The following is a 19,191-nucleotide window of genomic DNA, read 5'->3' on the forward strand; positions in this document are numbered from 1 at the left end:
AAATGATGATTTGCAAGGCAGATTTCGAAGAACTGTTTCCGGAGCTTTTCCGGCCAAGTGACATGGAGAGGTCGGTCGCTGAGCCGAGCGCCAAATGCCTGGCGCAGTGGGAAGACGATGGTGGTCGCACGACGTCGACAAACATCATCCCGCTGCCACACCGCTGGCGGATGCAGGAAGCTCGACGTGACTCAAACTTCGAGGTGCGTAGTCGGTGACCCCCTGACGTCGAAGTCCGCCTCATGGACCTCGTCAATAATCCGCCTTCTTCACCTTTGCGGGATCTGTGCATCCTTGTCCGTTCCAATACCCGCCCGGTCTCGATGATTGACCGGTTGCGCCCAAAGACTAAGGTCTCCTCATGGTCACGCACGAAAACCTCTTCCGGTTTCTGCTTCTGAACCGCCCGGGGACCCGGGCGGTCTGCGCATAAGCGCGTCTTCGACCACCCGGGGCTTTCTCACATCCTTGCATCTGAGAACGCGGGCTTTACCGCTCCGGGAGACATATCATGACCATTACCAGGATCACCCACCTGCCTGCTGGCAGTGACTTTCGATCGCTCTTTGAACGCTCCGCTGTCGAGACAGGCTTTCTTCTCACTGTCGACGACCGGCTCGGTATTGATCGCCTGCTCCGCCATCGCGGAACCAGGAATTCGCCAAACCCACCTCTTCTAAATGGGCTGCTGCGCCACAAGCTGCGGATCTCGCGCGGAACTCCCGAGCCGGCCTCGCCTGATCTTGTCGTGGCCGGATGCCACGTCACCTACATGATCAGCGGTGAGGGCGCTCGCAGCGGCGTGCTCTCCATGAACCCCACGCCGGTCCCGGGACATATTCTCGTTGCTTCATTGCTTGGGGCGACCCTGATCGGGATGCGAAAACTGCAGAAGGTTCCGCTTCTGCGGGACGACGGTCAGATCGAAGTCGTCGTGGTGTTGGATGTGCATCCGTCTCCGGACCAAGCCGCGGCCTGATGCTCTGATCCACTCCTGGCGGATCAGGGACCATGGCCACCTATAGTTCACTCACACCACCAGGTGGTGGAAAGGAAACTACGATGAACAAACAATTCTCTACGTCACGCGGCACCGGCCGGCGGCCCAGGGTCGTCATAGGTGCGGACTGCCTGGAAAGGCTCGAGGCACTTGCGGAGGGCGCGATCCAGCGCAATCCGGACCTTGCCGACCGGCTGCTCGGCGAAATCGGCCGGGCCCGTATCGTTCCGGCGGCGAAACTCCCGCAGAACGTCGTGGCCATCGGTCGCGCGGTCACCTATCGGGATGAGTCGACCGGCCAGGAAAAGATGGTAACGCCCGTCTATCCAGAGGACGCCGACATCGCACGCGGGCGGATCTCGATCCTGACACCGATCGGGGTTGCCCTGATCGGACTGGCAGAGGGCGCATCGCTCCACTGGGATACCAGGGATGGAATGCGGCGGGTTCTGACCGTGCTCCACGTCGCGTCCCAGGATGCCCCCGAAGGCCTGGAGGCACAATGAACGGACATTCCCTGGGCCCTGCCGAAGCCCATGCTCTGCCCGGAAGGAGCCGCTCGATGCGCTGACGAAGCCACGACGCTCCTTCCGGGATATCGGCAATCGCCGCTTCGGCGTCTTTTCTTCCCGTTGAAAGAGGGTCTCATGATTCGTCACCTTCCGCTTGCCTGCCCGTCCTGCAAGACATCGCTTCCCCGGGCGGCCGCCCATCGGTGTCCCAGCTGTCGGCACATTCTCGGGGGCAATACCCCCACTATCCGAATTTCCTGTCGTCGTTGTGGCTCTGCCGTCGAGCGACATGCCGGCGCTGCCGTGACCTGCCTCCAGTGCCGGTCTCGCCGACCATCGCGGCACCAGCAACAGGGCTGCTGACATGAGACGTCTCTCTTTTCTCCGTCGGCTGATGTGGCCTACCGTTCTGCTTATTGTCGCCGCCGGTCTGGTATTCTTCGACCAGGATGTCGAGCAGCGGGTCGGACTATCTCTCCGCCTGCTTGGCGGCGTTGTCAGCTGCCTTGCTGCGGCCTGGCTCGGTAGCCGACTGTTCGGCCTGTTCGCAGATCGCCGGAGACGCGACAAGCGCCCATACCCGCGCCTGTTTCGGGATCTCGTGGCGGTTCTGCTGTTCTTCGCCGCCATCGTTGCCTCTGCCGCGCTTTTGCTGGAACAAGGTCTCCTTGGCGCGCTTGCTGGATCGAGCTTGATACTCGCGGTGCTGGGGTTCGCAATTCGGAACGTCGTGGCTGACACGCTGTCCGGCATTGCACTGGGGGTCGAGGCCCCCTATCGGATCGGTGACTGGGTCGATATCGAGCAGGTCGCACGAGGCAAGGTCATCGAGATCGGCTGGCGCACGACACGGGTGTTGACCTTGGACTCGACCTACATGATCCTGCCGAACAGCCAGATTGCGCGCCGACGCATCATCAACTACTCCGCTCCGAAACCGCAGTATCGTGCGCAGCTGTCTCTGAAGCTATCGCATGAGATTTCCGTGGACACCGCCAAGGAAATGATCCTGAAGGCGGTGAGAGAAGCGCGCCTGATCCAGTCCGAACCGGCACCGGATGTCCGCGTTCAGGAGCTGGGGAGCGACGGCAATTCCTATGCGGTCCGGTTTTGGCTGTCGCGCTTCGAACGGGACGTCGACTGCCGGGACGAGCTTCTATCTCTGATCGACCGCGCGATGCGGCAAGCGAAAGTCCCGACCCCACGCATGCAGATCGAGCTGAACCGTCCCCACGGGAAAGCCATGCTTCCCGTCGATCATGAAACGGAGGTCGCAGGGATATTCGCAGCGCCGCCCAAGGCAGAGCACATCGGGGCGTGAGGAGCGGCTGACAACATGGCGAGACATCCGATGAAAACGGCCATGGCGGCCAGCACGTGGTCCTTTCCGGCTGCTCGGGAGGGGCGGGAAGTCGACGTTGCTGGCCGAACTTGCTTCACGAGGCTTCGAAACTCTCCAGGAGCCTGGCAGGAAGTTCGTGTGGCAGGAGCTGAACGGCGCAAGCGTGGCATTTCCCCGGGGTCTATCTCGAAGGCTTCGCAAGACGCGCCATCGACATGGCGACCGGAGACCGCAACCGCGTCGCGTCTTCGCAGGGTTGGGTGTTCTTCTATCGCGGGCTGCTGGGTGCGTCCATCGCGCTGGAACATGCAACCGGATTGGCGGCCTCCTCCACCCTGTCGGGACACGCCCGCTTCCACCACCACGTGTTTCTGGCCCACCCCGCCCAGAAATCCACCACAGGGACAGTGAACGCCTACAAGACGTGAAGGACAGTATCCACGAATATCATTGGCTGATCGAGGCTTCCGACTGGCTTGGATAAGATCCGGTCATTCTGCCAAAGCCCAAAATCGAAGCGCGCGCCGATTTCATTCTGAACGCTCTTACCTGACGCCACGGGCCTTGCTGAGCAATTGGACCAGAGATCTGCTTGCTCCCGGATTGGACAAAACCTTCGAAGATCCCTATACGCTCGTTGTAAGGCAGCATGCGATGGCGTCGCGAGTCCGCTGCCCAGCCCCTGTATTGTCAACCGATGTCCTGAACGCCCGGACTTGCTCCCGCGCATACCGTGCGGAGCCTGAAGTGATGAGGTGTCCTATGTCTCTTGCCTTGCTCGACAGGTCGCAGACCATGTGGACGGGATCTTTCGCAGGAATGACCTGCATGGCCGCGGCGATGCTCCTACTACCATTGGGCGACACATTGTCGAAGCTTCTGACAGAGAAACTGAATCCGATTGACGTCGCGACCGCGCGCGTTCTTGCCCAAGCGGCCTTCCTCCTGCCGGCGGCGGTGTTACTACGCAGGCGCCTCCGTGGCGCAATGCTCTCTCCGATTGTCGCGCTGTCCGGTCTGCTGGTGATAATCACCCTCGTCTGCCTGATAGGCGCCTTCGCGGTCATGCCGATTGCCACCGCGATCGCCATTTTCTTCGTTGAGCCATTGATCCTGACGTTGCTGGCAGCTCCACTCCTGGGCGAGACAGTCGGACCGCGGCGTCTCGCAGCAGTCGCCGCAGGGCTCGTCGGTGCCCTTATCGTGATCCGGCCGGGACCAGAGTTCGAGATCGCCGCGCTACTCCCGCTCCTCGCTGCCGCCTCCTATGCGCTCAACACGATCGTCCTCCGCCGTGCCTCGCGCACGCGCTCCGGGTTGACCATTCAGTGCGGCGCCACAACCTATGCCTGCCTCGGGATGTTAGCGCTTTCGTTCGGGCTTCACGCATCGGGGTTTTCAGCCCCGGACCATGGCGCCCTTACGACTTCGGCCTGGGCCCTGATCTTGGGAAGTGGCCTCCTCGCCGCTGCAAGCTATGTGCTGATCGCCGAAGCCTTTCGCAACGCTGAAGCCGGTCTCCTGGCTCCATTCCAGTATCTCGAGATCATCGGCGCCACCGCCGCCGGCTTTCTGGTTTTCGGAGACTTTCCAGATCGGATGACCTGGCCCGGGATCGCAGTCATCCTCGCCTCGGGCCTTTACGTCGTCTACCGGGAGAGATCACGTGCACCGGCCTCTATGCTGCCGACCGCCCACAAGACCCGGAGAGTCCGGCCTCGGTGATAGTGTCATCATCAGCGTGACGGCATGGGGCTGAGAACGCCCATGTCGATGCTGACAGCCTCGAGATGATGGGCCATGGCATGATGAGCGGCTCTCCCGTCGCCGGCGGCAATCGCGTCGACGACCTGTTCGTGATGATCGCCATGCACCCGAGTGAATTCTTCCACGCCAACTCGCCGATAGGTGCGATCCCATTCCCTCTGCCAGACCGCACGGCATCGGGCACTCGAGAAATGACGCAGGAGGGCAATCAAGAGGGAGTTGTCACGTTAACTCATCGGTTCATTGGCGTCGGCCCGATTTCGGCGTAGCCGATGCGGATGACCCATCCGCCGATCAGCTACAAACGTCACCGTTTCCCGCCCGAAATCATCGCACATGCCGTCTGGCTCTATGTCCGCTTCAACCTCAGCCTACGCGAGGTCGAAGAGATGCTGATGCAGCGCGGGGTCGACGTTTCCTACGAGACCATCCGGCGATGGATCGACAAGTTCGCCACACGGATTGCCCAAGGCCTCCGTCGCCGACAAGCGCGACCCGGTGATATTTGGCATCTGGACGAGGTGCAGGTAAAGATTGCCGGCCGGAAATTCTGGCTGTGGCGGGCGGTTGATCAGCATGGCGTCGTGCTGGAGGAAATCCTGCAACGCAAGCGGGATACGCGGGCTGCCAGACGCCTGCTGGTTAAGCTGATGAAGCGACATGGTTTTGTGCCAAAGCGCATCGTGACCGACAAATTGGCGTCTTACGGCGCGGCCAGGCGCGCGATTGTGCCAAGCTTGGAGCATCGCTCCCACAAAGGCCTCAACAATCGGGCCGAAAACAGCCACCTACCGTTCCGGAAACGAGAACGAACGATGCAAGGCTTCCGCTCGCCCGGCGGATTGCAGCGCTTCGTGTCAGCGCATTCCGCCATCCGAAACTGCTTCTCCGTCCCCGCCAGCCGCCGCAGCGCCATCGCCACCCGTTGCCATCGTCTCGAGGCCTTCGACGCATGGAAGGTCGCAGCCAGCCTCGATTGAAATCCGGAAGATCCGCCTCATTTCTCAACGAAGCCAAGTTAACGTGACAACACCCTTCCGGTAATACCAGCGGTCCGTCATCCCATACCCGTTCTTTCCTCGACCCGGCTGCCGTTTGGGGTCGAGCGCACGTAAAAGCCTTGTGGAATAGCCTCCTGCACCAGCGCGACATGCGAGATCAGGCCCACAGCCCGGCTGCCCTCTGTCAGCGCAGCAAGAACTTGGATCACCTGATCCAGCGTGCCCGCCCCACTCGCGACCACCTTCTTCAAGTGGGATGCTCGCGCATCAATCCTTCCTTTGAAAGCCGTTTTGAGCGGCAAGGCTCATAATGGAAGGGCGGTCGCCATGGTAACCCCTACCACTATTTCATATCCAGCATCTGTGTCTTTATTCCGGAAAAGAAAGTTTTTACAACTCTGGTTACGGTATCATCAATGTTCAAGGGAACTGGGGTAGTATAAATATACTTGCGTATAGCCAGATAGAATACCCCGCCATGCAATCCCCAAAACAACTCTTCCTCGACTTCTGATGGGACGCCGTCAGGGAGATTCAATTCACGCCGCATCTCAACGACTGCAGGACGTAGGACACGACTACGAATTATTGCAAGATAACGTTCGGGCAAGCCATATGATTTAAGCCCCGACGAAATGAATATCCTTACCCATTCGTATTCAAAGACGCACTCCGCATACTCGCGATAAAATCGAATCAGGCGCTTCTCCAGTGGAATGCTTCTATCGACAATCAGTTCGTCCCAACTCGCGCGCCAGCGGCTAGTATAAACGCGCTCGTAAACACGCTCAATCAGCTCCTCTTTGCTGGAAAAGTGTCGGTAAATGGCCGCATGCGACAAGCCAAGTCGCTTGGCAAGTTCTCTTGTCTGCCCTTCGAAACCACACTCAGCGAAGAACCGTACGGCCTCGTTGAGGATCTGCTCTCCTCGTTCCTCAGCCCGCATGTTCTTACGGCGCGAAGGCTTTTCGATCTGTTGTGTCATCACCTCACCTCCCGATGCGCCAGACTACCGCCAGCGCAAAAAAATTACCAAGTGGTTACTTTTTTGCTTGCGCCGAATCGCTCCGAGGCTCACTTTGTTACCAGATGGTCACAAGTGGGCGGAGGAGCTCGCGACGACCACATTACGGGGGGGAAGATGAAGCCGCCACCTTTCGGCTACAGGCTTGCGGAGAGCATTCCGCAAGCCCTGGATTGGTATGCAGAATTTGAGGGTGAAGCGATCTGGCTTTCGGGGGGGCACAGTGTCGTGCCCTCGCTGGCCCTGAGACTCCAGGCGCCCGCGATGCTTATCGACATCTCGCGCCTGCCCGATCTTGCGGGGATCACGTCGACCGAGGCCGGCCTCAGAATCGGCGCCGCGACGACGCATGCGGAAATCCTCGACCATCCCTCGATACGCGAACACGCCCCCATGCTGGCCCAGGCCGCGCATTTCGTCGCACATCCTGCAATTCGCAACAGGGCAACCTTCGGCGGCAACCTTGCGCTGGCGGATCCGGCCTCGGAATTCCCCGCCGTCGTGCGCTGCCTTGGCGCGGTATTCGACATCGTCGGACCGGACGGCGCCCGCGAGGTCGAGGCGGAGGAGTTCTTCATCGACCTGTTCACCACGGCAATCGAACCCGGCGAGATCCTGCGCTCGATCCTCATCCCACCGCTCCCCGCCGGCGCGCTGACACATTTCGACGAACTGGCGCGGCGTCACGGCGATTTCGCCATGGTGGGGTCGGCCGTGCGCCTCCAAGTGGAAGCGGACAGCGTCGTCGATGCTAGGATCTGCTTCCACTCGGTGGGGAGCACGCCCATGCGGGCCGATGCCGCCGAGGCCGCCCTGGCCGGCCAATCGCTTTCGGATGCCGCCATCGAGGCGGCGACGCAAGCACTGCCCGAAGACCTGGAACCGGCAGACGACGCGAGCTTGCCCGGATCCGCCCGGTTGCATCTGGCCCAGGTCCTTCTTGGCCGGATCCTGCGCCACCTCGCCGCACAACTTCAGGAGAAAGCATCATGAAGATCGCCGTCGAGATGACCGTAAACGGCGAGGAGGTGATCGAGCTGATCGAGCCTCGGATGAGCCTTGCCGATCTTCTGCGAGATCGGCTGCGTCTGACCGGGACGCATATCGGCTGCGAGATGGGGGTCTGCGGGGCCTGCCTGGTGATGCTTGACGGCAAGCCAGTGCATGGCTGCCTGGTCCTGGCTGCGCAGGCCGCAGGCGGCTGCGTCCTTACCATCGAGGGCCTGGCGGAAAGCGGTGCCATAGCCGATCTGCAAGCGGCCTTTCATGACCGCAACGCGCTGCAATGCGGCTATTGCACGCCGGGGATGATCGTTACCGCGCACAGCCTGCTGCAGAAGCAGCCCCAACCCGACCGATCGGCGATCCGCACCGCCCTGTCGGGCAATTATTGCCGCTGCACCGGCTACGAAGCCATCGTCGATGCCATCTCCGCCACCGCCGCGGCCCGTGCCGGCGGAGCTGCCGAATGACCATGCGCGCACCCTATCAGGATCGGCCCGGCCATATCGGTCATCCTCACCGGCGCCAGAACGCGCTACGCCATCTGTCCGGGCGCGGCAATTACGTCAGCGACCTGAAATTGCCGCGCATGGTGCATGCCGCGTTCCTGCGCAGCCCCATGGCGCGCGCGCGCATCGTCACCATGGATGTAGAAGACGCCCGCACGGCACCGGGGGTCGTCGCGGTGTATACCGCCGTCGACCTGAACCCACTTTGCGAAAGCTGGACCAGCAATCTCGACCATTTCGCCGGAATGATCAGCACGCCGCAGAACATCCTGGCCGAGGAAGACGTGCTTTGGACCGGCCACCCCGTCGCGATGATCCTGGCCCGCAGCAGGGCCGAGGCCGAGGATGCGCTGGAACGTATCGAACTGGACTTGGAGGAACTGGAGCCAGTCTGTGGCGTCGAGCCCGCGCTGGATCCGCATATCGCCCCGGCCGCGTCCGGTCTTCAACACAACATCTGCTATCGCAACGAGCTGGCCACCGACGGCGTGAAGGCGGCCTTTGCCGCCGCGGCGCTGGTGGTCGAGGAGGAGTACACCTTCGGGCGCCATACGGCGGTGACGCTGGAGCCGCGCGCCATCGTCGCCGATTTCAACCCGTCGATCGGGCAACTGACGGTGCATCACGGGACGCAGACGCCGTTCCAGTTCCAGGACATATATGCCCGTCATTTCGGCCTGCCCGATCACAAGGTGCGGGTGGTCACCCCTGATGTGGGCGGCAGCTACGGAATGAAGCTGCATCTTTACAACGAAGAGATGGCGGCAGTCGCGGCCTCGCTGAAACTGCATCGACCGGTGCGGTTCGTGGCAGACCGGCTGGAGAGCTTTCAGTCGGACATCCATGCCCGCGATCATCACGTCAAGGCCCGGATGGCGCTGGATGGCGACGGCGTCATCCTAGCGATGGATGTCGATGACTATGCCCCAATCGGCGCCTTTTCCGCCTATCCCCGCACCTCTGTCGTCGAGGGCAATCAGGCATATCGCCTGATGGGCGCCCCCTATCGGATGAGGGAGTATCACGGGCGGCTGAACGTCCTGTTCCAGAACAAGGTGCAAACCAGCCAGTATCGGGCGGTGGGCCATCCCATCGCCTGTTCGGTGACTGAAGCCCTTCTGGATCAGGCCGCGGACAAGCTGGGCATCGATCCGTGGGAAATACGCGCACGCAATGTCATTCCTGATGACGCCTATCCCTGCGCTTCGGCCACGGGCTACAAGTTCGAGAAGCTTTCCCATCAGAAATGCCTGCGCAAGCTGCGCGAGTTGATGGACTATGACGCACTGCGCAAGCAACAGGCGGAACTGCGCGAAAAGGGCATTCATCGCGGTATCGGGCTTGCCACATTCGTCGAAATCACGAACCCTGGGGCGGCCTTCTATGGGGTGGGCGGCGCCCGCATTTCGGCTCAGGACGGCGCGGTGGTCCGGCTGACGCCCGGAGGCGAGGTTCATTGCGCGATTTCGGTCAGCGAACTCGGGCAGGGGACGGAAACCATCGTCGCCCAGATCGTGGCGGATGAGCTGGGCGTTTCCCCGGATGACGTCAAGGTTGTGACGGGCGATACCGACGCCACGCCATCGGGCGGCGCGACGTGGGCCTGTCGCGGGGCTGGGATCGGCGGCGAAACCGCGCTTCGGGCGGGACGCGGGCTGGCAGAGCGGATCATCTCGATTGCCGCCGCGGTGCTGCAGGCGGATCCGAAGACGCTTGCCTTGCGGGGCGGCGCCGTGGTCGATGCCGATACCGGCAACCCGCGCCTGCCGCTCGGCGAAATCGGCCGCATCGCGACCTATCGTCCCGATACCCTGCCGGAGGGTGTCGACAATTCGTTGACCGTCGCCAGGCATTTCGCGCCCTCGGGCTATCCTTTCGGCTTCACCAACGGCATCCAGGCCGCTTGGGTCGAGGTGGATCCCGAAACCGGCCTGGTGCGGCTATTGAAGCATTGGGTGGTCGAGGATTGCGGGCGCATCATCAATCCCTTGCTGGTCGATGAGCAAATCCGGGGCGGCGTGGTGCAGGGCATCGGCCCGGCCCTGTTTGAGGAATGCCTTTACGACGAGACGGGGCAGCTTCAGAACGGTTCGCTTGCCGATTACCTGGTGCCGATGGCCTGTGAAATGCCCGACATCGAAATCGGCCATGTCGAGACGCCGACCGAGGACACGATCCTGGGGGCCAAGGGTGTCGGAGAGGCAGGCACTGCAGCCGCCGGAGCGGCCGTATTGAATGCGGTGAACGATGCCCTGTTGCCGTTCGGCGCGAGGCTTACGCAAACACCAATGACCCCGGCGCGCATTCTGGCCGCACTCGGGATCGGAGAGCTCTAGGAGGAGGAAATATGGAACTGACCGGAACACATGAACTTAACCAGCCGCCGGAAGTCGTCTGGGCCGCCCTGTTCGATCCCGATACGCTGCGGAGCGCAATTCCTGGCTGCGAGGAACTCGACCAGACGGGTGAGAATGCCTTTGCGGCCACCGTCAGGGTCAAGATCGGACCCGTCAAGGCTCGGTTCAAGGGAGAGGTCGAGCTTTCGGAAATGGTCCCGCCGCAGTCCTGCCTTCTCTCGGGTAAGGGTTCGGGTGGAATTGCGGGATTCGCCAAGGGTTCTGCCAGAGTCGAATTGACGCCACAGAATGGCTGCACCGTGCTGACCTATACGGCCGATGCGGCTCTTGGCGGAAAGCTTGCCTCGCTTGGCAGTCGCCTCATTCAGTCAACCGCCAACAAACTGTCGAATGAGTTTTTCACCAGCTTCAGCCAGGCATTGAATGGTGAAGTCAATACCGAGAAGCAGGCAGACCAAGACTAAAACATTTATACTTGGGCCACTTCCCGGAACCATAATCCGAAGCGCAGGCCCGCACATGGGAGGATGCAACATGAATACCACGAGACGGACTTTCCTGACCGCCAGCACCAGTATACTTGCCCTGCCGTTCCTTGGTCGGCGGGTCAACGCGGCAGAGACAATCAGCATTCAGATTGGTTCCAGCCATCCGACAACCAACATCTGGGCCCACGCTATGCAGGCCGCCCTGCAGCCGGAGGTGGATCGTATCCTGGCCGAAAAGGGCAACTATCAGGTCCGTTGGCATGAAAACTACGGTGGCACGCTCTACAAGTTCAGCGATACCCGCGCCGCGGTGCGGGACGGGATCGTCGATATCGGCATGGTGGGCACTCTCTGGGAGGGCTCGGCCATGCCGCTGCAGAATATCACATACTACACCCCCTTCGCGAATTCTGACCATGTCGCAGTGATCGAGATTTTCGATGAACTGACAGCGAACCTTCCCGAACTGAAGGACGGCTGGACTGCGCAGAACATGCTGCATCTCTCCTCTCTGATAACCGACAGCTACGATATCTACGCCAACTTCCCGATCCGTTCGGTGGCCGATGTTGCCAACCGTCGGCTCTCGGCGCCCGGCAGTTCGGCCAACTGGCTGGGAGGAACTGCCGCAACCCCGGTCGATGGTGCGCTGACCACATACTACACCGATATCCAGACCGGTGTATCCGAGGGAACCCTTTCCTTTGCCTCTGGCATCCAGCCCACCCGTGTCTACGAAGTTGCTCCACACCTTGCTCGAGTCGGTTTCGGAGCGATGTATTTTGGGGGTATCGCAGCCAATCTCGATTTCATGAAGCGCATTCCGGAAGAGGTGGCCCAGGCCATTGTGGAAGCTGGCAAACGCACATCGATCGCCCATGGCACCTATGTGACCGAGCGCACGACGGCCGCGATTACCGAAATGCAGGAAGCCGGATTGGAGATCATCGAGTTCGATGCATCGGCCCGCGCCGAATGGGCGGAAAAGCTGCCCAATATCGTTCGGCCTTGGGTTGATGCCAATGGCGAAGCAGCGGTCAACGTATTGCATGCCTATTTTTCCGCCCTGTCCGAGCGCGGGCTTACGCCCGCCCGTGATTGGACGGCCGGTTTCTGAGTTAGGGAAAGGGAGACGGTGATGGCTACTCCATCATTGGTCCATGGGGCCGGCAATCTTCATCCGTTCCGACGGAGGCTTCAAGCCGTTCTCGACGTCATGGCAGCGGTCGGGACTTTGTGGATATTTGCGCTCATGCTCATGATCATGACGGATGTCATGGGACGAAACCTGCTGCAGATGCCGGTCACCGGTGTGGCCGAAATCGCTTCGCGATCCGTTGTCGCCATCGTTTTCCTCATGCTGCCGGCAGCCGCGCTGCGCGGAAACATGATCCGCGCGGATTTCCTGGTCACCCGCCTAGTGAGGTTCTTTCCGGGCTTCATCCGCACGCTTGACTGGCTGTTTTGCCTGGTGGGTGCCGCAATCTTCGTGCTGGTTGCGCTTTCTGCCTGGCCCGATACGGCTGATGCGTGGCACAGCCGCGAATTCTTCGGTGTTCAGGGTGTCTGGACGCTGCCGACCTTTCCGTTCCGATTGATCATCGTGGTCAGTGGCTTTGCCACAGCCCTTGCCCTTCTGGTCGCGCAAATCCTGCCCGTCGCGTATCCCGAAGCTCCTGCGGAGATTTGACATGAGCAGCATTACCCTTGGCGTCCTGCTGATCGCACTTCTTCTGGTTCTGATCCTTCTGGGGATGCGGATTGCCATCGCCTTGATCTCCGTCGCCTTTCTTGGAGTCTGGTTGATCCGGGACAACTTCACCCTGGCGATGAAGCTGATGTCGATGGCGACGTATAACGGCGTTGCCAACTATCTCTTCGCGACGATCCCGCTTTTCGTCCTAATGGGCCAGCTCGTCAGCGTTTCGAATGTCGGCAAGGATACATTCGAGGTGGCCGACACGCTTCTGCGGCGCATTCTGGGCGGGCTGGGCATCGCCACCGTGGCCGCCAATTCCGTCTTTGCCGCCGTGACCGGGGTCTCCATAGCTTCGGCTGCGGTGTTCACCAAGGTCGCCGTCCCCGAAATGACACGGCATGGTTATCGTGCCTCGTTCGCAACGGGGACGGTTGCAGGCAGCTCGGTCCTCGGCATGTTGCTGCCGCCCAGCCTATTGCTCATCATCTATGGCGTCTTGGCCGAGGTCTCCATCGGCAAGATGTTCATCGCTGGGCTGGTGCCGGGCCTGCTTCTTGCCATGGGCTTTATCATCATGATCATGACGGCCGCACGCCTGTCGCCGAACATGGTGTTCGATACCGCGAGGCTGCAGGAAAAGCAGCGGATCGCGGCAGAGCTACCGCGTCTTACCGTCGTCCAGCTTCTGGGCAAGAGCCTGCCGATCCTGCTGCTGGTGTTCCTGGTGATCGGCGGCCTTTACAGCGGTTACTTCACGCCGACCGAGGCGGGGGGCGTCGGCGCCTTCGCGGCGCTGCTGGTGGCCCTTCTGCGGCGCAGCCTGACCGGGACGAAACTGTGGCGGGTCATGACCGACACGGGCGCGGTTTCCGTCAGCATCCTCATCCTGCTGGTGGCGGCAAGCTTCTACGGGCAGATGCTTGCGGTCGCCGGAATCCCGGCGGCAATCAGTGACTTCGTTCGCGACATAGGACTAGGGCCGGCGGGCTTTCTTGTCGTCCATATCCTGCTGGTGCTGCTTCTGGGCATGATCCTCGACAGCAGCTCGATTCTGCTGATCTTCGTGCCGATCGCTGCGCCGATCGCTCAGAACCTCGGCTTCGATCTGATCCAGTTCGGCATCCTGACCGTCATCGCCGTCGAAGTGGGCCTGCTTACCCCGCCTTTCGGCATCTCGATCTTCACGGTCCATGCCGCCCTGGCGGATCGAAGGGTTTCCCTGGAATCGATCTTCGCCGGGGCCTTGCCCTTCACAGGGGTCATGCTGCTGGTGCTGATACTGCTGGCGGTCTTTCCCGGGCTGATCGTCTATTGACCGCAGTGCCCTACCCCTTTCCGGGGTAGGGCTCGACCGTCTCCCTGGAGGACTTGCCGTTGTCTGCTCCTGCCATGATCCTTCCCTTTGCACATCCCCCCGGCTCCGCCGGCCCGCCTCCCTATGCCGATCCCGTGCAAGCGCTGGCATCCGAGCAGGCCGAAGGGATCCTTGCAATGATCACTGGCATAGACGGACCCTCGTATCGCCCTCTCGGCGCGACCATGGCCCTTTTTCCAGATGGGCGGCGCGTTGGCAGCCTTTCGTCGGGCTGCATCGAGGCCGATATCCATCGCCATGCAGAGCAGGCGCTGATCGACGGCCGCCCGGTGCAGCTTCGCTATGGCAAGGGCTCGCCCTATTTCGACATCCGCCTGCCCTGCGGCGGCGGGTTGGAGATCATGCTGCTGCCGCGCCCACCTCTCGTGCTGCTCAACCGGGCGGTGGCGCTTCGGCAGGCTCGCCAGCCTTACGCCCTCTCGGTTTCCTACGACCGCGGATTGTGCCACATCGCTCCGGACCGGCCGACCGGGTTCGAGAACGGTCTGTTCCACGCAGCCGTCCGCCCCGAGCCACGGTTCCTGATCTTCGGAAAGGGCCCTGAGACGATCGTCTTCGCCGGCCTCGTCCGATCCGCGCATTTTCCCTGCCTTCTCTTGTCGCATGACCCCGAGACGCTGGAACTGGCCGCGCAGGGCGGTGTGCCGACGCGCTGCCTTTCGCGCGACGGGCTGCCGACCGATGTTGCGGTCGATCGCTGGACAGCCGCCATTCTCTTCTATCACGACCATGATCACGAGCCTCCGATCTTGAGGGACTTGCTAAAAACGGATGCCTGCTATATCGGCGCGCAAGGCAGCCGCCGGACCCGTGACAACCGCCTGGTCGCTCTGCGCACGCTTGGGGTCAGCGATATCGATATTGCCAGACTGAAGGGGCCGATCGGGCTGGTGCCCTCGGCACGAGATCCTCGGATCCTTGCCATCTCGGTCCTCGCCGAGGTTCTCAGCCTGATATAAGTCGTCTGTCGCGAAGAATTGGAAAGGCAGATGGAGCCCAATTCCCCGTTGCATATCCTGATCCTGGCGGCGGGCCTGTCCGTTCGCATGCGCGGCGCGGACAAGCTCCTCATCGAGATCGACGGCGTGCCGCAGCTTCGCCGTCTTGCAGAAGCGGCACTGGCAACGAAATCCCCCACGCATGTGGTTCTAGGTCCGGCGCAAGAGGAGCGGCGAAGGGCCTTGGCCGATCTTCCCGTCAACCTAAGCGAGGTGCCTCCGCCGGCGGGCAGCATGGCGGAAAGCCTGAAGGCTGGCCTTGCGGCGGTTCCCCCGCGGTCGGCCGTCATGCTACTGCTTGCCGATCTACCCGACCTCGGCGCACGGGAGATCGCGGCCCTGGTCACTGCGCACGCAGCTGATCCGGCCGCCATCCTGCGCGGCGGGACGATTTCGGGTCGACCGGGACATCCGGTCATTCTGCCCGCATGGCTTCGCCCCGAGCTTTGCGGATTGGAAGGTGACATCGGCGCGCGCGAAGTGCTTGCCGGACACGCAGACCAGATCCAACTGGTGGCACTTCCTGATCAGGTCGCAACTACCGATCTCGACACTCCTGAAGACTGGGCCGCCTGGTGGGCCCGGCGGCGAGCGAAGTTCGATGGTTAGGTAAGGATGTCCCAAACCCGACTTCCGACCGGCATTGCGGCGCTTAATCAACGGATTGCCCGATGGCCCATGCGAGGTTCCAGATGCGCCGATGCGGGTATGAATCACCGTCGGGCTGCAAGATTCGGCATCGCCGGCTCGGCCTAGCCCGACCTTACAGCAGTTGCCCTGCCATCCATCTGCCTTTTTGTGCGTCCTTGAATGACACTCGCGGAAATTGCCCCCGGATCAACCAATTCGAAGCAGGATCTCGTGCCGCAAAGAAGTCGGACCAACCTAGCACTACTTTGGCAGAAGTGCATTTTCAGGATTGAACGAACCCGCTGACGCGGGAGAGGCCTCCTGTCGCGTAGCCCTTAATTGTGAGATGAGAAATCCAACGAAATCAACGGCCACCCTTTGCCCTTAAATATGAGATTTTGTCTTCAATTCCGATATTTTGCCCTTAAACCTGAGACAGGGTTCGGCCAGATACTCTATGGTAAGACGCGGAAACTCCGCTCGAAGGCGCTGGAATATCGTATTTAAGGGCAAATTTGACGCTCAAAGCGTCATGTCTCGGAATTAAGGGCTACGCGACACAAGGCATCAGTTTTGCATGTAGATGCTCACAAGGGGTCCGTTCAGACCGTCTGTCGTGCAGCGGCTGGAAGGCGACGCATCGAAATGGTGACCGTCCGCCCGACGCCGCGACTTCGTGCCTTGGGTGTGGTATCCTTTTTGGGTCGGCGTGACCGAAGAAGGGTGGGCCCGGTGGACTGGAGGTGTTCTCATGTCCGTCGATTTTCTCCCCGCTCTCCGTCCCGCTCGCGTCGCTTGGAACAAGGGCCGCATCGTTGGGCAGAAACGCCCGCTCTTGCCGCGACATGTCTGGTCGATCCGCGTCCGGCTCGAAATGGCGTGCAACGCCCGTGACCTCGCGCTGTTCAACATGGCGGTCGACAGCAAGCTCCGCGGGTGCGACCTCGTGGCCCTGCGGGTCCGGGATGTTTTCGCGGCAGGTCATGTGAAGGAACGCGCCTCGATGACCCAAAGCAAGACAGGCAAGCCTGTCCGGTTCGAGATCACCGAGACGACCCGTCAATCTCTGGAGCGCTGGATCCGGGACCCCGAGATGATCGGCCTCGAATTCCTGTGGCCAAGCCGGATCCACGGCAGCCCGCACCTGTCGACACGGCAGTATGCCCGGATCGTCCGGGGCTGGGTCATGTCGCTGGGTCTGGAGCCGAGCGCCTACGGCACCCATTCGATGAGGCGCACCAAGGTGGCCCAGATATACAAGAAGACGGGTAACCTCCGGGCGGTGCAACTGCTGCTGGGCCATACGAAGATGGACAGCACGGTGCGCTACCTCGGCGTCGACATCGAGGACGCACTTTCGTTGTCAGAGGGAATCGACCTGTAGCCATCCCGCCGACGGGCACCTTCTGTGCCGGTCGGCCCAAAGCTGCCCCTCGATTTGCTCTGCGGAATTCACCAGAGCGGCCATTCATCTTTTTTGCCGCAATTGCTAAAGGCACCCCAAGCCACTGAGTGTGATACGGGGCAGCAGTGCATCGCGAGTCATCAATAGTCGTGTGAGACGCAGTCCGGAAAGTTTCGACGCGCTGATGCGAAGCTATATCAGAAGGGCAGGACCAGCGGAACCAGGACCACACTGGTGGCCATGCAGATCGCGGCGAAAGGCACGCCGATCCGCACGAAATCTGCGAACCGGTAGTTGCCAGGCCCCACGACCAGCGTGTTCACCGGCGAGGAGACAGGGGTCATGAACGCAGCCGATGCCGCAAGCGCGACGGTCATGGCGAACGGATAGGGCGAGGCGTCGAGGGCGCTTGCGACGGCCAGCGCCACCGGGGCCATAAGGACGGCCGTGGCCGTGTTGGAAATGAACAGCCCGAGCAGCCCGGTGACAGCGAAGATCGCGGCCAGCACCAACCGGGGCGAGGCCCCGTCGAGCGCGCCGAGCAGCGCCTGCGCCGCGATCTCGACCCCGCCGGTGCGTTGCAGCGCCAGCGAGAAGGGCAGCATGCCGACGATCAGGATCAGGCTCTGCCAGTGGATCGAGCGATATGCACCCGCCATGTCGATGCAGCGAAACAGACCCAGCAGCAGGCAGCCGAACAGCGCCGCCTGCACATTCGGCACGATTCCCCAGACCATCAGCACCACCACCAGTGCCAGAACACCGACGGCCAGCGGCGCGCGGTGGCGCGCAGGCACGGCCTCATCCGACTCTGCCGGCAGGTCCAGCAGCACCAGATCGCGCCGTTCATCGGCCAGCTTGCGGATCGCGCGCCAGGGACCGACGGTCAGCAGCGTGTCGCCTGGGCGCAGCGGCTCGTCGATCACACGATCGGGCTGGGGTTTTGTGCCATGCTTCATGCCGATCACTGACAGGTCATAGGTGCTGCGGAATCGGGCCTCGGTGACAGTTTTGCCGATCAGGCGCGACGTCGGCGGCACAATGATCTGCGCCATGCCGATTTCCTGCGCCGTGTCCGTGAACCACTGACCAGAGACCGGCAGCGCGATCAGATCGTGCGCCTTCGTGAGGTTGTCCAGATCGAAGCCAGCAGAGCCATTCGCGCGCCGGTCGATCAGCAGGATGTCGCCCGCTTCCAGCACTGTCTCGGCGCGGGGCTGGATAAGCTTGCGACGGAACCGAGTGCCGCGCTCGATGGCGACGATATTGATGCCCGCGCTGGCGCGCAGGTCCAGGGCGTCCAGCCGCATTCCGGCAAGGTCAGAGCCCGCGCGAAGTTGCAGCCTGTGCTCGCGCCCGGCAAGACAGTAATCCGCGACCCAGCCCGTCAACGCGGCGCGCTTGGGCAACTCGGGTGCCGGGCCCGGGGCGAGGAAGCGGCGTGCGACCAGCATGTAAAGGATGGCCAACACCAGGATCGGGACGCCGAAGGGGGTGAAGGCGAAGAAGCCGAAACCTTCGTGCCCCTGCCGCATCAGTTCGGAATGCACCACCAGATTGGGCGCCGTGGCGACCAGCGTCATCATCCCGCTGATCAGCGCGGCCATCGAGAGCGGCATCATCAGCCGGCCCGCAGGAATGCGGGCGTTGCGAGCGATGCGCAGGACGATGGGGATGAAGATCGCCACGACGCCGGTCGAGGACATGAACGACCCCACGCCCGCCACGATCACCATCAAGAGGAAGATCAGCTTCGCTTCGCTGGCACCGGCGCGTGCCGTCAGCCAGTCGCCAAGGCGTTGCGCAACGCCTGTGCGCACCAGCGCCTCGCCGATCACGAAGAGGGCTGCGATTAATACGATATTCGGGTCCGAAAGACCCACCAGCGCCTCGGACATGGTGATCACGCCTGTCATCGGCAGCGCGACCATCATGATCACCGCCACCACATCCATGCGCGGGCGGTTGAGCGCAAACATGACCACCGCCGCGCCCAACAGGGCCAGCACCATTGCGAGCGGAGACATCAACTACACCTCGGGCAGCGGCGCGGTGCAGCGCGGGATATCTGTGATACAGCCG

The 19,191-nt window shown here is 61.8% G+C and carries 21 protein-coding genes; 17 read left to right on the forward strand and 4 right to left on the reverse strand.

From position 1 onward, the window contains the following. Positions 1-2: 2 nt before the first annotated feature. The 6 genes from AC4PTO_RS04720 to AC4PTO_RS04745 all read left to right on the forward strand — a co-directional run bounded on the left by AC4PTO_RS04720 (position 3) and on the right by AC4PTO_RS04745 (position 4,579). Positions 3-218, forward strand: coding sequence for a hypothetical protein (locus tag AC4PTO_RS04720; RefSeq protein WP_492732369.1), 216 nt, complete (start codon positions 3-5; stop codon positions 216-218). Positions 219-511: 293 nt separating this feature from the next. Then, positions 512-979, forward strand: a complete 468-nt coding sequence (locus AC4PTO_RS04725) for a hypothetical protein (RefSeq protein WP_492732373.1) — start codon at positions 512-514, stop codon at positions 977-979. Positions 980-1,062: 83 nt separating this feature from the next. Continuing rightward, positions 1,063-1,506, forward strand: a complete 444-nt coding sequence (gene rnk / locus AC4PTO_RS04730) for a nucleoside diphosphate kinase regulator (RefSeq protein WP_492732375.1) — start codon at positions 1,063-1,065, stop codon at positions 1,504-1,506. A 370-nt stretch (positions 1,507-1,876) separates the two neighbouring features. After that, entirely contained in the window at positions 1,877-2,833 is a 957-nt protein-coding gene (locus AC4PTO_RS04735) for a mechanosensitive ion channel family protein (RefSeq protein ID WP_492732377.1), read from the forward strand. Positions 2,834-3,069: 236 nt separating this feature from the next. Next, positions 3,070-3,282: a hypothetical protein gene (locus tag AC4PTO_RS04740; RefSeq protein WP_492732380.1), complete on the forward strand. Its 213-nt coding sequence runs from the start codon at positions 3,070-3,072 to the stop codon at positions 3,280-3,282. Between the two features lie 400 nt (positions 3,283-3,682). Beyond that, complete coding sequence (locus AC4PTO_RS04745) at positions 3,683-4,579, forward strand: DMT family transporter (RefSeq protein WP_492732382.1); 897 nt, start codon at positions 3,683-3,685, stop codon at positions 4,577-4,579. A gap of 11 nt (positions 4,580-4,590) precedes the next feature. Here the strand turns inward: AC4PTO_RS04745 and AC4PTO_RS04750 are convergent, their stop codons facing one another. Further along, positions 4,591-4,833, reverse strand: coding sequence for an FCD domain-containing protein (locus AC4PTO_RS04750; RefSeq protein WP_492732384.1), 243 nt, complete (start codon positions 4,831-4,833; stop codon positions 4,591-4,593). Positions 4,834-4,899: 66 nt separating this feature from the next. Between AC4PTO_RS04750 and AC4PTO_RS04755 the strand changes: the two genes are divergently transcribed. Next, complete coding sequence (locus AC4PTO_RS04755) at positions 4,900-5,601, forward strand: IS6 family transposase (RefSeq protein ID WP_492733538.1); 702 nt, start codon at positions 4,900-4,902, stop codon at positions 5,599-5,601. Between the two features lie 77 nt (positions 5,602-5,678). Here AC4PTO_RS04755 and AC4PTO_RS04760 read toward each other — a convergent pair whose 3' ends face one another. Together AC4PTO_RS04760 and AC4PTO_RS04765 are read right to left on the reverse strand one after the other, a co-directional pair. Continuing rightward, a complete protein-coding gene (locus AC4PTO_RS04760; protein WP_492732386.1) occupies positions 5,679-5,873 on the reverse strand; it encodes a hypothetical protein in 195 nt (64 codons plus the stop codon). A 92-nt stretch (positions 5,874-5,965) separates the two neighbouring features. Beyond that, a complete protein-coding gene (locus tag AC4PTO_RS04765) occupies positions 5,966-6,607 on the reverse strand; it encodes a TetR/AcrR family transcriptional regulator (RefSeq protein ID WP_492732389.1) in 642 nt (213 codons plus the stop codon). 156 nt (positions 6,608-6,763) lie between these two features. Between AC4PTO_RS04765 and AC4PTO_RS04770 the strand changes: the two genes are divergently transcribed. The 10 genes from AC4PTO_RS04770 to AC4PTO_RS04815 all read left to right on the forward strand — a co-directional run bounded on the left by AC4PTO_RS04770 (position 6,764) and on the right by AC4PTO_RS04815 (position 17,088). Then, complete coding sequence (locus tag AC4PTO_RS04770; protein ID WP_492732393.1) at positions 6,764-7,639, forward strand: FAD binding domain-containing protein; 876 nt, start codon at positions 6,764-6,766, stop codon at positions 7,637-7,639. Next, complete coding sequence (locus AC4PTO_RS04775; protein ID WP_492732397.1) at positions 7,636-8,118, forward strand: (2Fe-2S)-binding protein; 483 nt, start codon at positions 7,636-7,638, stop codon at positions 8,116-8,118. Before AC4PTO_RS04770 ends, AC4PTO_RS04775 begins: the two co-directional genes overlap by 4 nt. Then, positions 8,115-10,493, forward strand: coding sequence for a xanthine dehydrogenase family protein molybdopterin-binding subunit (locus AC4PTO_RS04780; RefSeq protein WP_492732400.1), 2,379 nt, complete (start codon positions 8,115-8,117; stop codon positions 10,491-10,493). The genes AC4PTO_RS04775 and AC4PTO_RS04780 overlap by 4 nt, the downstream gene beginning before the upstream one ends. A gap of 11 nt (positions 10,494-10,504) precedes the next feature. Then, on the forward strand, positions 10,505-10,978 hold the full coding sequence (locus AC4PTO_RS04785) for an SRPBCC family protein (RefSeq protein ID WP_492732402.1): 474 nt from the start codon (positions 10,505-10,507) through the stop codon (positions 10,976-10,978). Between the two features lie 70 nt (positions 10,979-11,048). Next, complete coding sequence (locus AC4PTO_RS04790) at positions 11,049-12,119, forward strand: C4-dicarboxylate TRAP transporter substrate-binding protein (protein ID WP_492732404.1); 1,071 nt, start codon at positions 11,049-11,051, stop codon at positions 12,117-12,119. Between the two features lie 21 nt (positions 12,120-12,140). Next, entirely contained in the window at positions 12,141-12,692 is a 552-nt protein-coding gene (locus AC4PTO_RS04795) for a TRAP transporter small permease subunit (RefSeq protein WP_492732405.1), read from the forward strand. A 1-nt stretch (position 12,693) separates the two neighbouring features. Then, positions 12,694-14,016 carry a TRAP transporter large permease gene (locus AC4PTO_RS04800; RefSeq protein WP_492732406.1) on the forward strand — a complete coding sequence of 441 codons (1,323 nt, stop codon included), beginning with the start codon at positions 12,694-12,696 and terminating at the stop codon, positions 14,014-14,016. A gap of 176 nt (positions 14,017-14,192) precedes the next feature. Further along, positions 14,193-15,035 (forward strand): XdhC family protein, encoded by an 843-nt coding sequence (locus tag AC4PTO_RS04805; RefSeq protein WP_492732407.1) that lies wholly within the window; start codon positions 14,193-14,195, stop codon positions 15,033-15,035. A 30-nt stretch (positions 15,036-15,065) separates the two neighbouring features. Next, positions 15,066-15,683, forward strand: coding sequence for a nucleotidyltransferase family protein (locus tag AC4PTO_RS04810; protein WP_492732409.1), 618 nt, complete (start codon positions 15,066-15,068; stop codon positions 15,681-15,683). A 772-nt stretch (positions 15,684-16,455) separates the two neighbouring features. Beyond that, positions 16,456-17,088 (forward strand): tyrosine-type recombinase/integrase, encoded by a 633-nt coding sequence (locus tag AC4PTO_RS04815; protein ID WP_492732411.1) that lies wholly within the window; start codon positions 16,456-16,458, stop codon positions 17,086-17,088. A 218-nt stretch (positions 17,089-17,306) separates the two neighbouring features. Here the strand turns inward: AC4PTO_RS04815 and AC4PTO_RS04820 are convergent, their stop codons facing one another. After that, positions 17,307-19,136 carry an SLC13 family permease gene (locus AC4PTO_RS04820; RefSeq protein ID WP_492732413.1) on the reverse strand — a complete coding sequence of 610 codons (1,830 nt, stop codon included), beginning with the start codon at positions 19,134-19,136 and terminating at the stop codon, positions 17,307-17,309. Between the last annotated feature and the right edge of the window lie 55 nt (positions 19,137-19,191).

Source organism: Rhodobacter maritimus, from assembly GCF_058747975.1.

Coding starts and splice junctions, on each gene's coding strand:
- AC4PTO_RS04745 (WP_492732382.1), top strand. CDS start 3,683: ATGGCCGCGGCGATGCTCCTACTACCATTGGGCGACACATTGTCGAAG.
- AC4PTO_RS04785 (WP_492732402.1), top strand. CDS start 10,505: ATGGAACTGACCGGAACACATGAACTTAACCAGCCGCCGGAAGTCGTC.
- AC4PTO_RS04820 (WP_492732413.1), bottom strand. CDS start 19,136: ATGTCTCCGCTCGCAATGGTGCTGGCCCTGTTGGGCGCGGCGGTGGTC.
- AC4PTO_RS04725 (WP_492732373.1), top strand. CDS start 512: ATGACCATTACCAGGATCACCCACCTGCCTGCTGGCAGTGACTTTCGA.
- AC4PTO_RS04720 (WP_492732369.1), top strand. CDS start 3: ATGATGATTTGCAAGGCAGATTTCGAAGAACTGTTTCCGGAGCTTTTC.
- AC4PTO_RS04735 (WP_492732377.1), top strand. CDS start 1,877: ATGAGACGTCTCTCTTTTCTCCGTCGGCTGATGTGGCCTACCGTTCTG.
- AC4PTO_RS04815 (WP_492732411.1), top strand. CDS start 16,456: ATGTCCGTCGATTTTCTCCCCGCTCTCCGTCCCGCTCGCGTCGCTTGG.
- AC4PTO_RS04770 (WP_492732393.1), top strand. CDS start 6,764: ATGAAGCCGCCACCTTTCGGCTACAGGCTTGCGGAGAGCATTCCGCAA.
- AC4PTO_RS04740 (WP_492732380.1), top strand. CDS start 3,070: ATGGCGACCGGAGACCGCAACCGCGTCGCGTCTTCGCAGGGTTGGGTG.
- AC4PTO_RS04800 (WP_492732406.1), top strand. CDS start 12,694: ATGAGCAGCATTACCCTTGGCGTCCTGCTGATCGCACTTCTTCTGGTT.
- AC4PTO_RS04780 (WP_492732400.1), top strand. CDS start 8,115: ATGACCATGCGCGCACCCTATCAGGATCGGCCCGGCCATATCGGTCAT.
- AC4PTO_RS04810 (WP_492732409.1), top strand. CDS start 15,066: ATGGAGCCCAATTCCCCGTTGCATATCCTGATCCTGGCGGCGGGCCTG.
- rnk (WP_492732375.1), top strand. CDS start 1,063: ATGAACAAACAATTCTCTACGTCACGCGGCACCGGCCGGCGGCCCAGG.
- AC4PTO_RS04755 (WP_492733538.1), top strand. CDS start 4,900: ATGACCCATCCGCCGATCAGCTACAAACGTCACCGTTTCCCGCCCGAA.
- AC4PTO_RS04765 (WP_492732389.1), bottom strand. CDS start 6,607: ATGACACAACAGATCGAAAAGCCTTCGCGCCGTAAGAACATGCGGGCT.
- AC4PTO_RS04805 (WP_492732407.1), top strand. CDS start 14,193: ATGATCACTGGCATAGACGGACCCTCGTATCGCCCTCTCGGCGCGACC.
- AC4PTO_RS04790 (WP_492732404.1), top strand. CDS start 11,049: ATGAATACCACGAGACGGACTTTCCTGACCGCCAGCACCAGTATACTT.
- AC4PTO_RS04795 (WP_492732405.1), top strand. CDS start 12,141: ATGGCTACTCCATCATTGGTCCATGGGGCCGGCAATCTTCATCCGTTC.
- AC4PTO_RS04775 (WP_492732397.1), top strand. CDS start 7,636: ATGAAGATCGCCGTCGAGATGACCGTAAACGGCGAGGAGGTGATCGAG.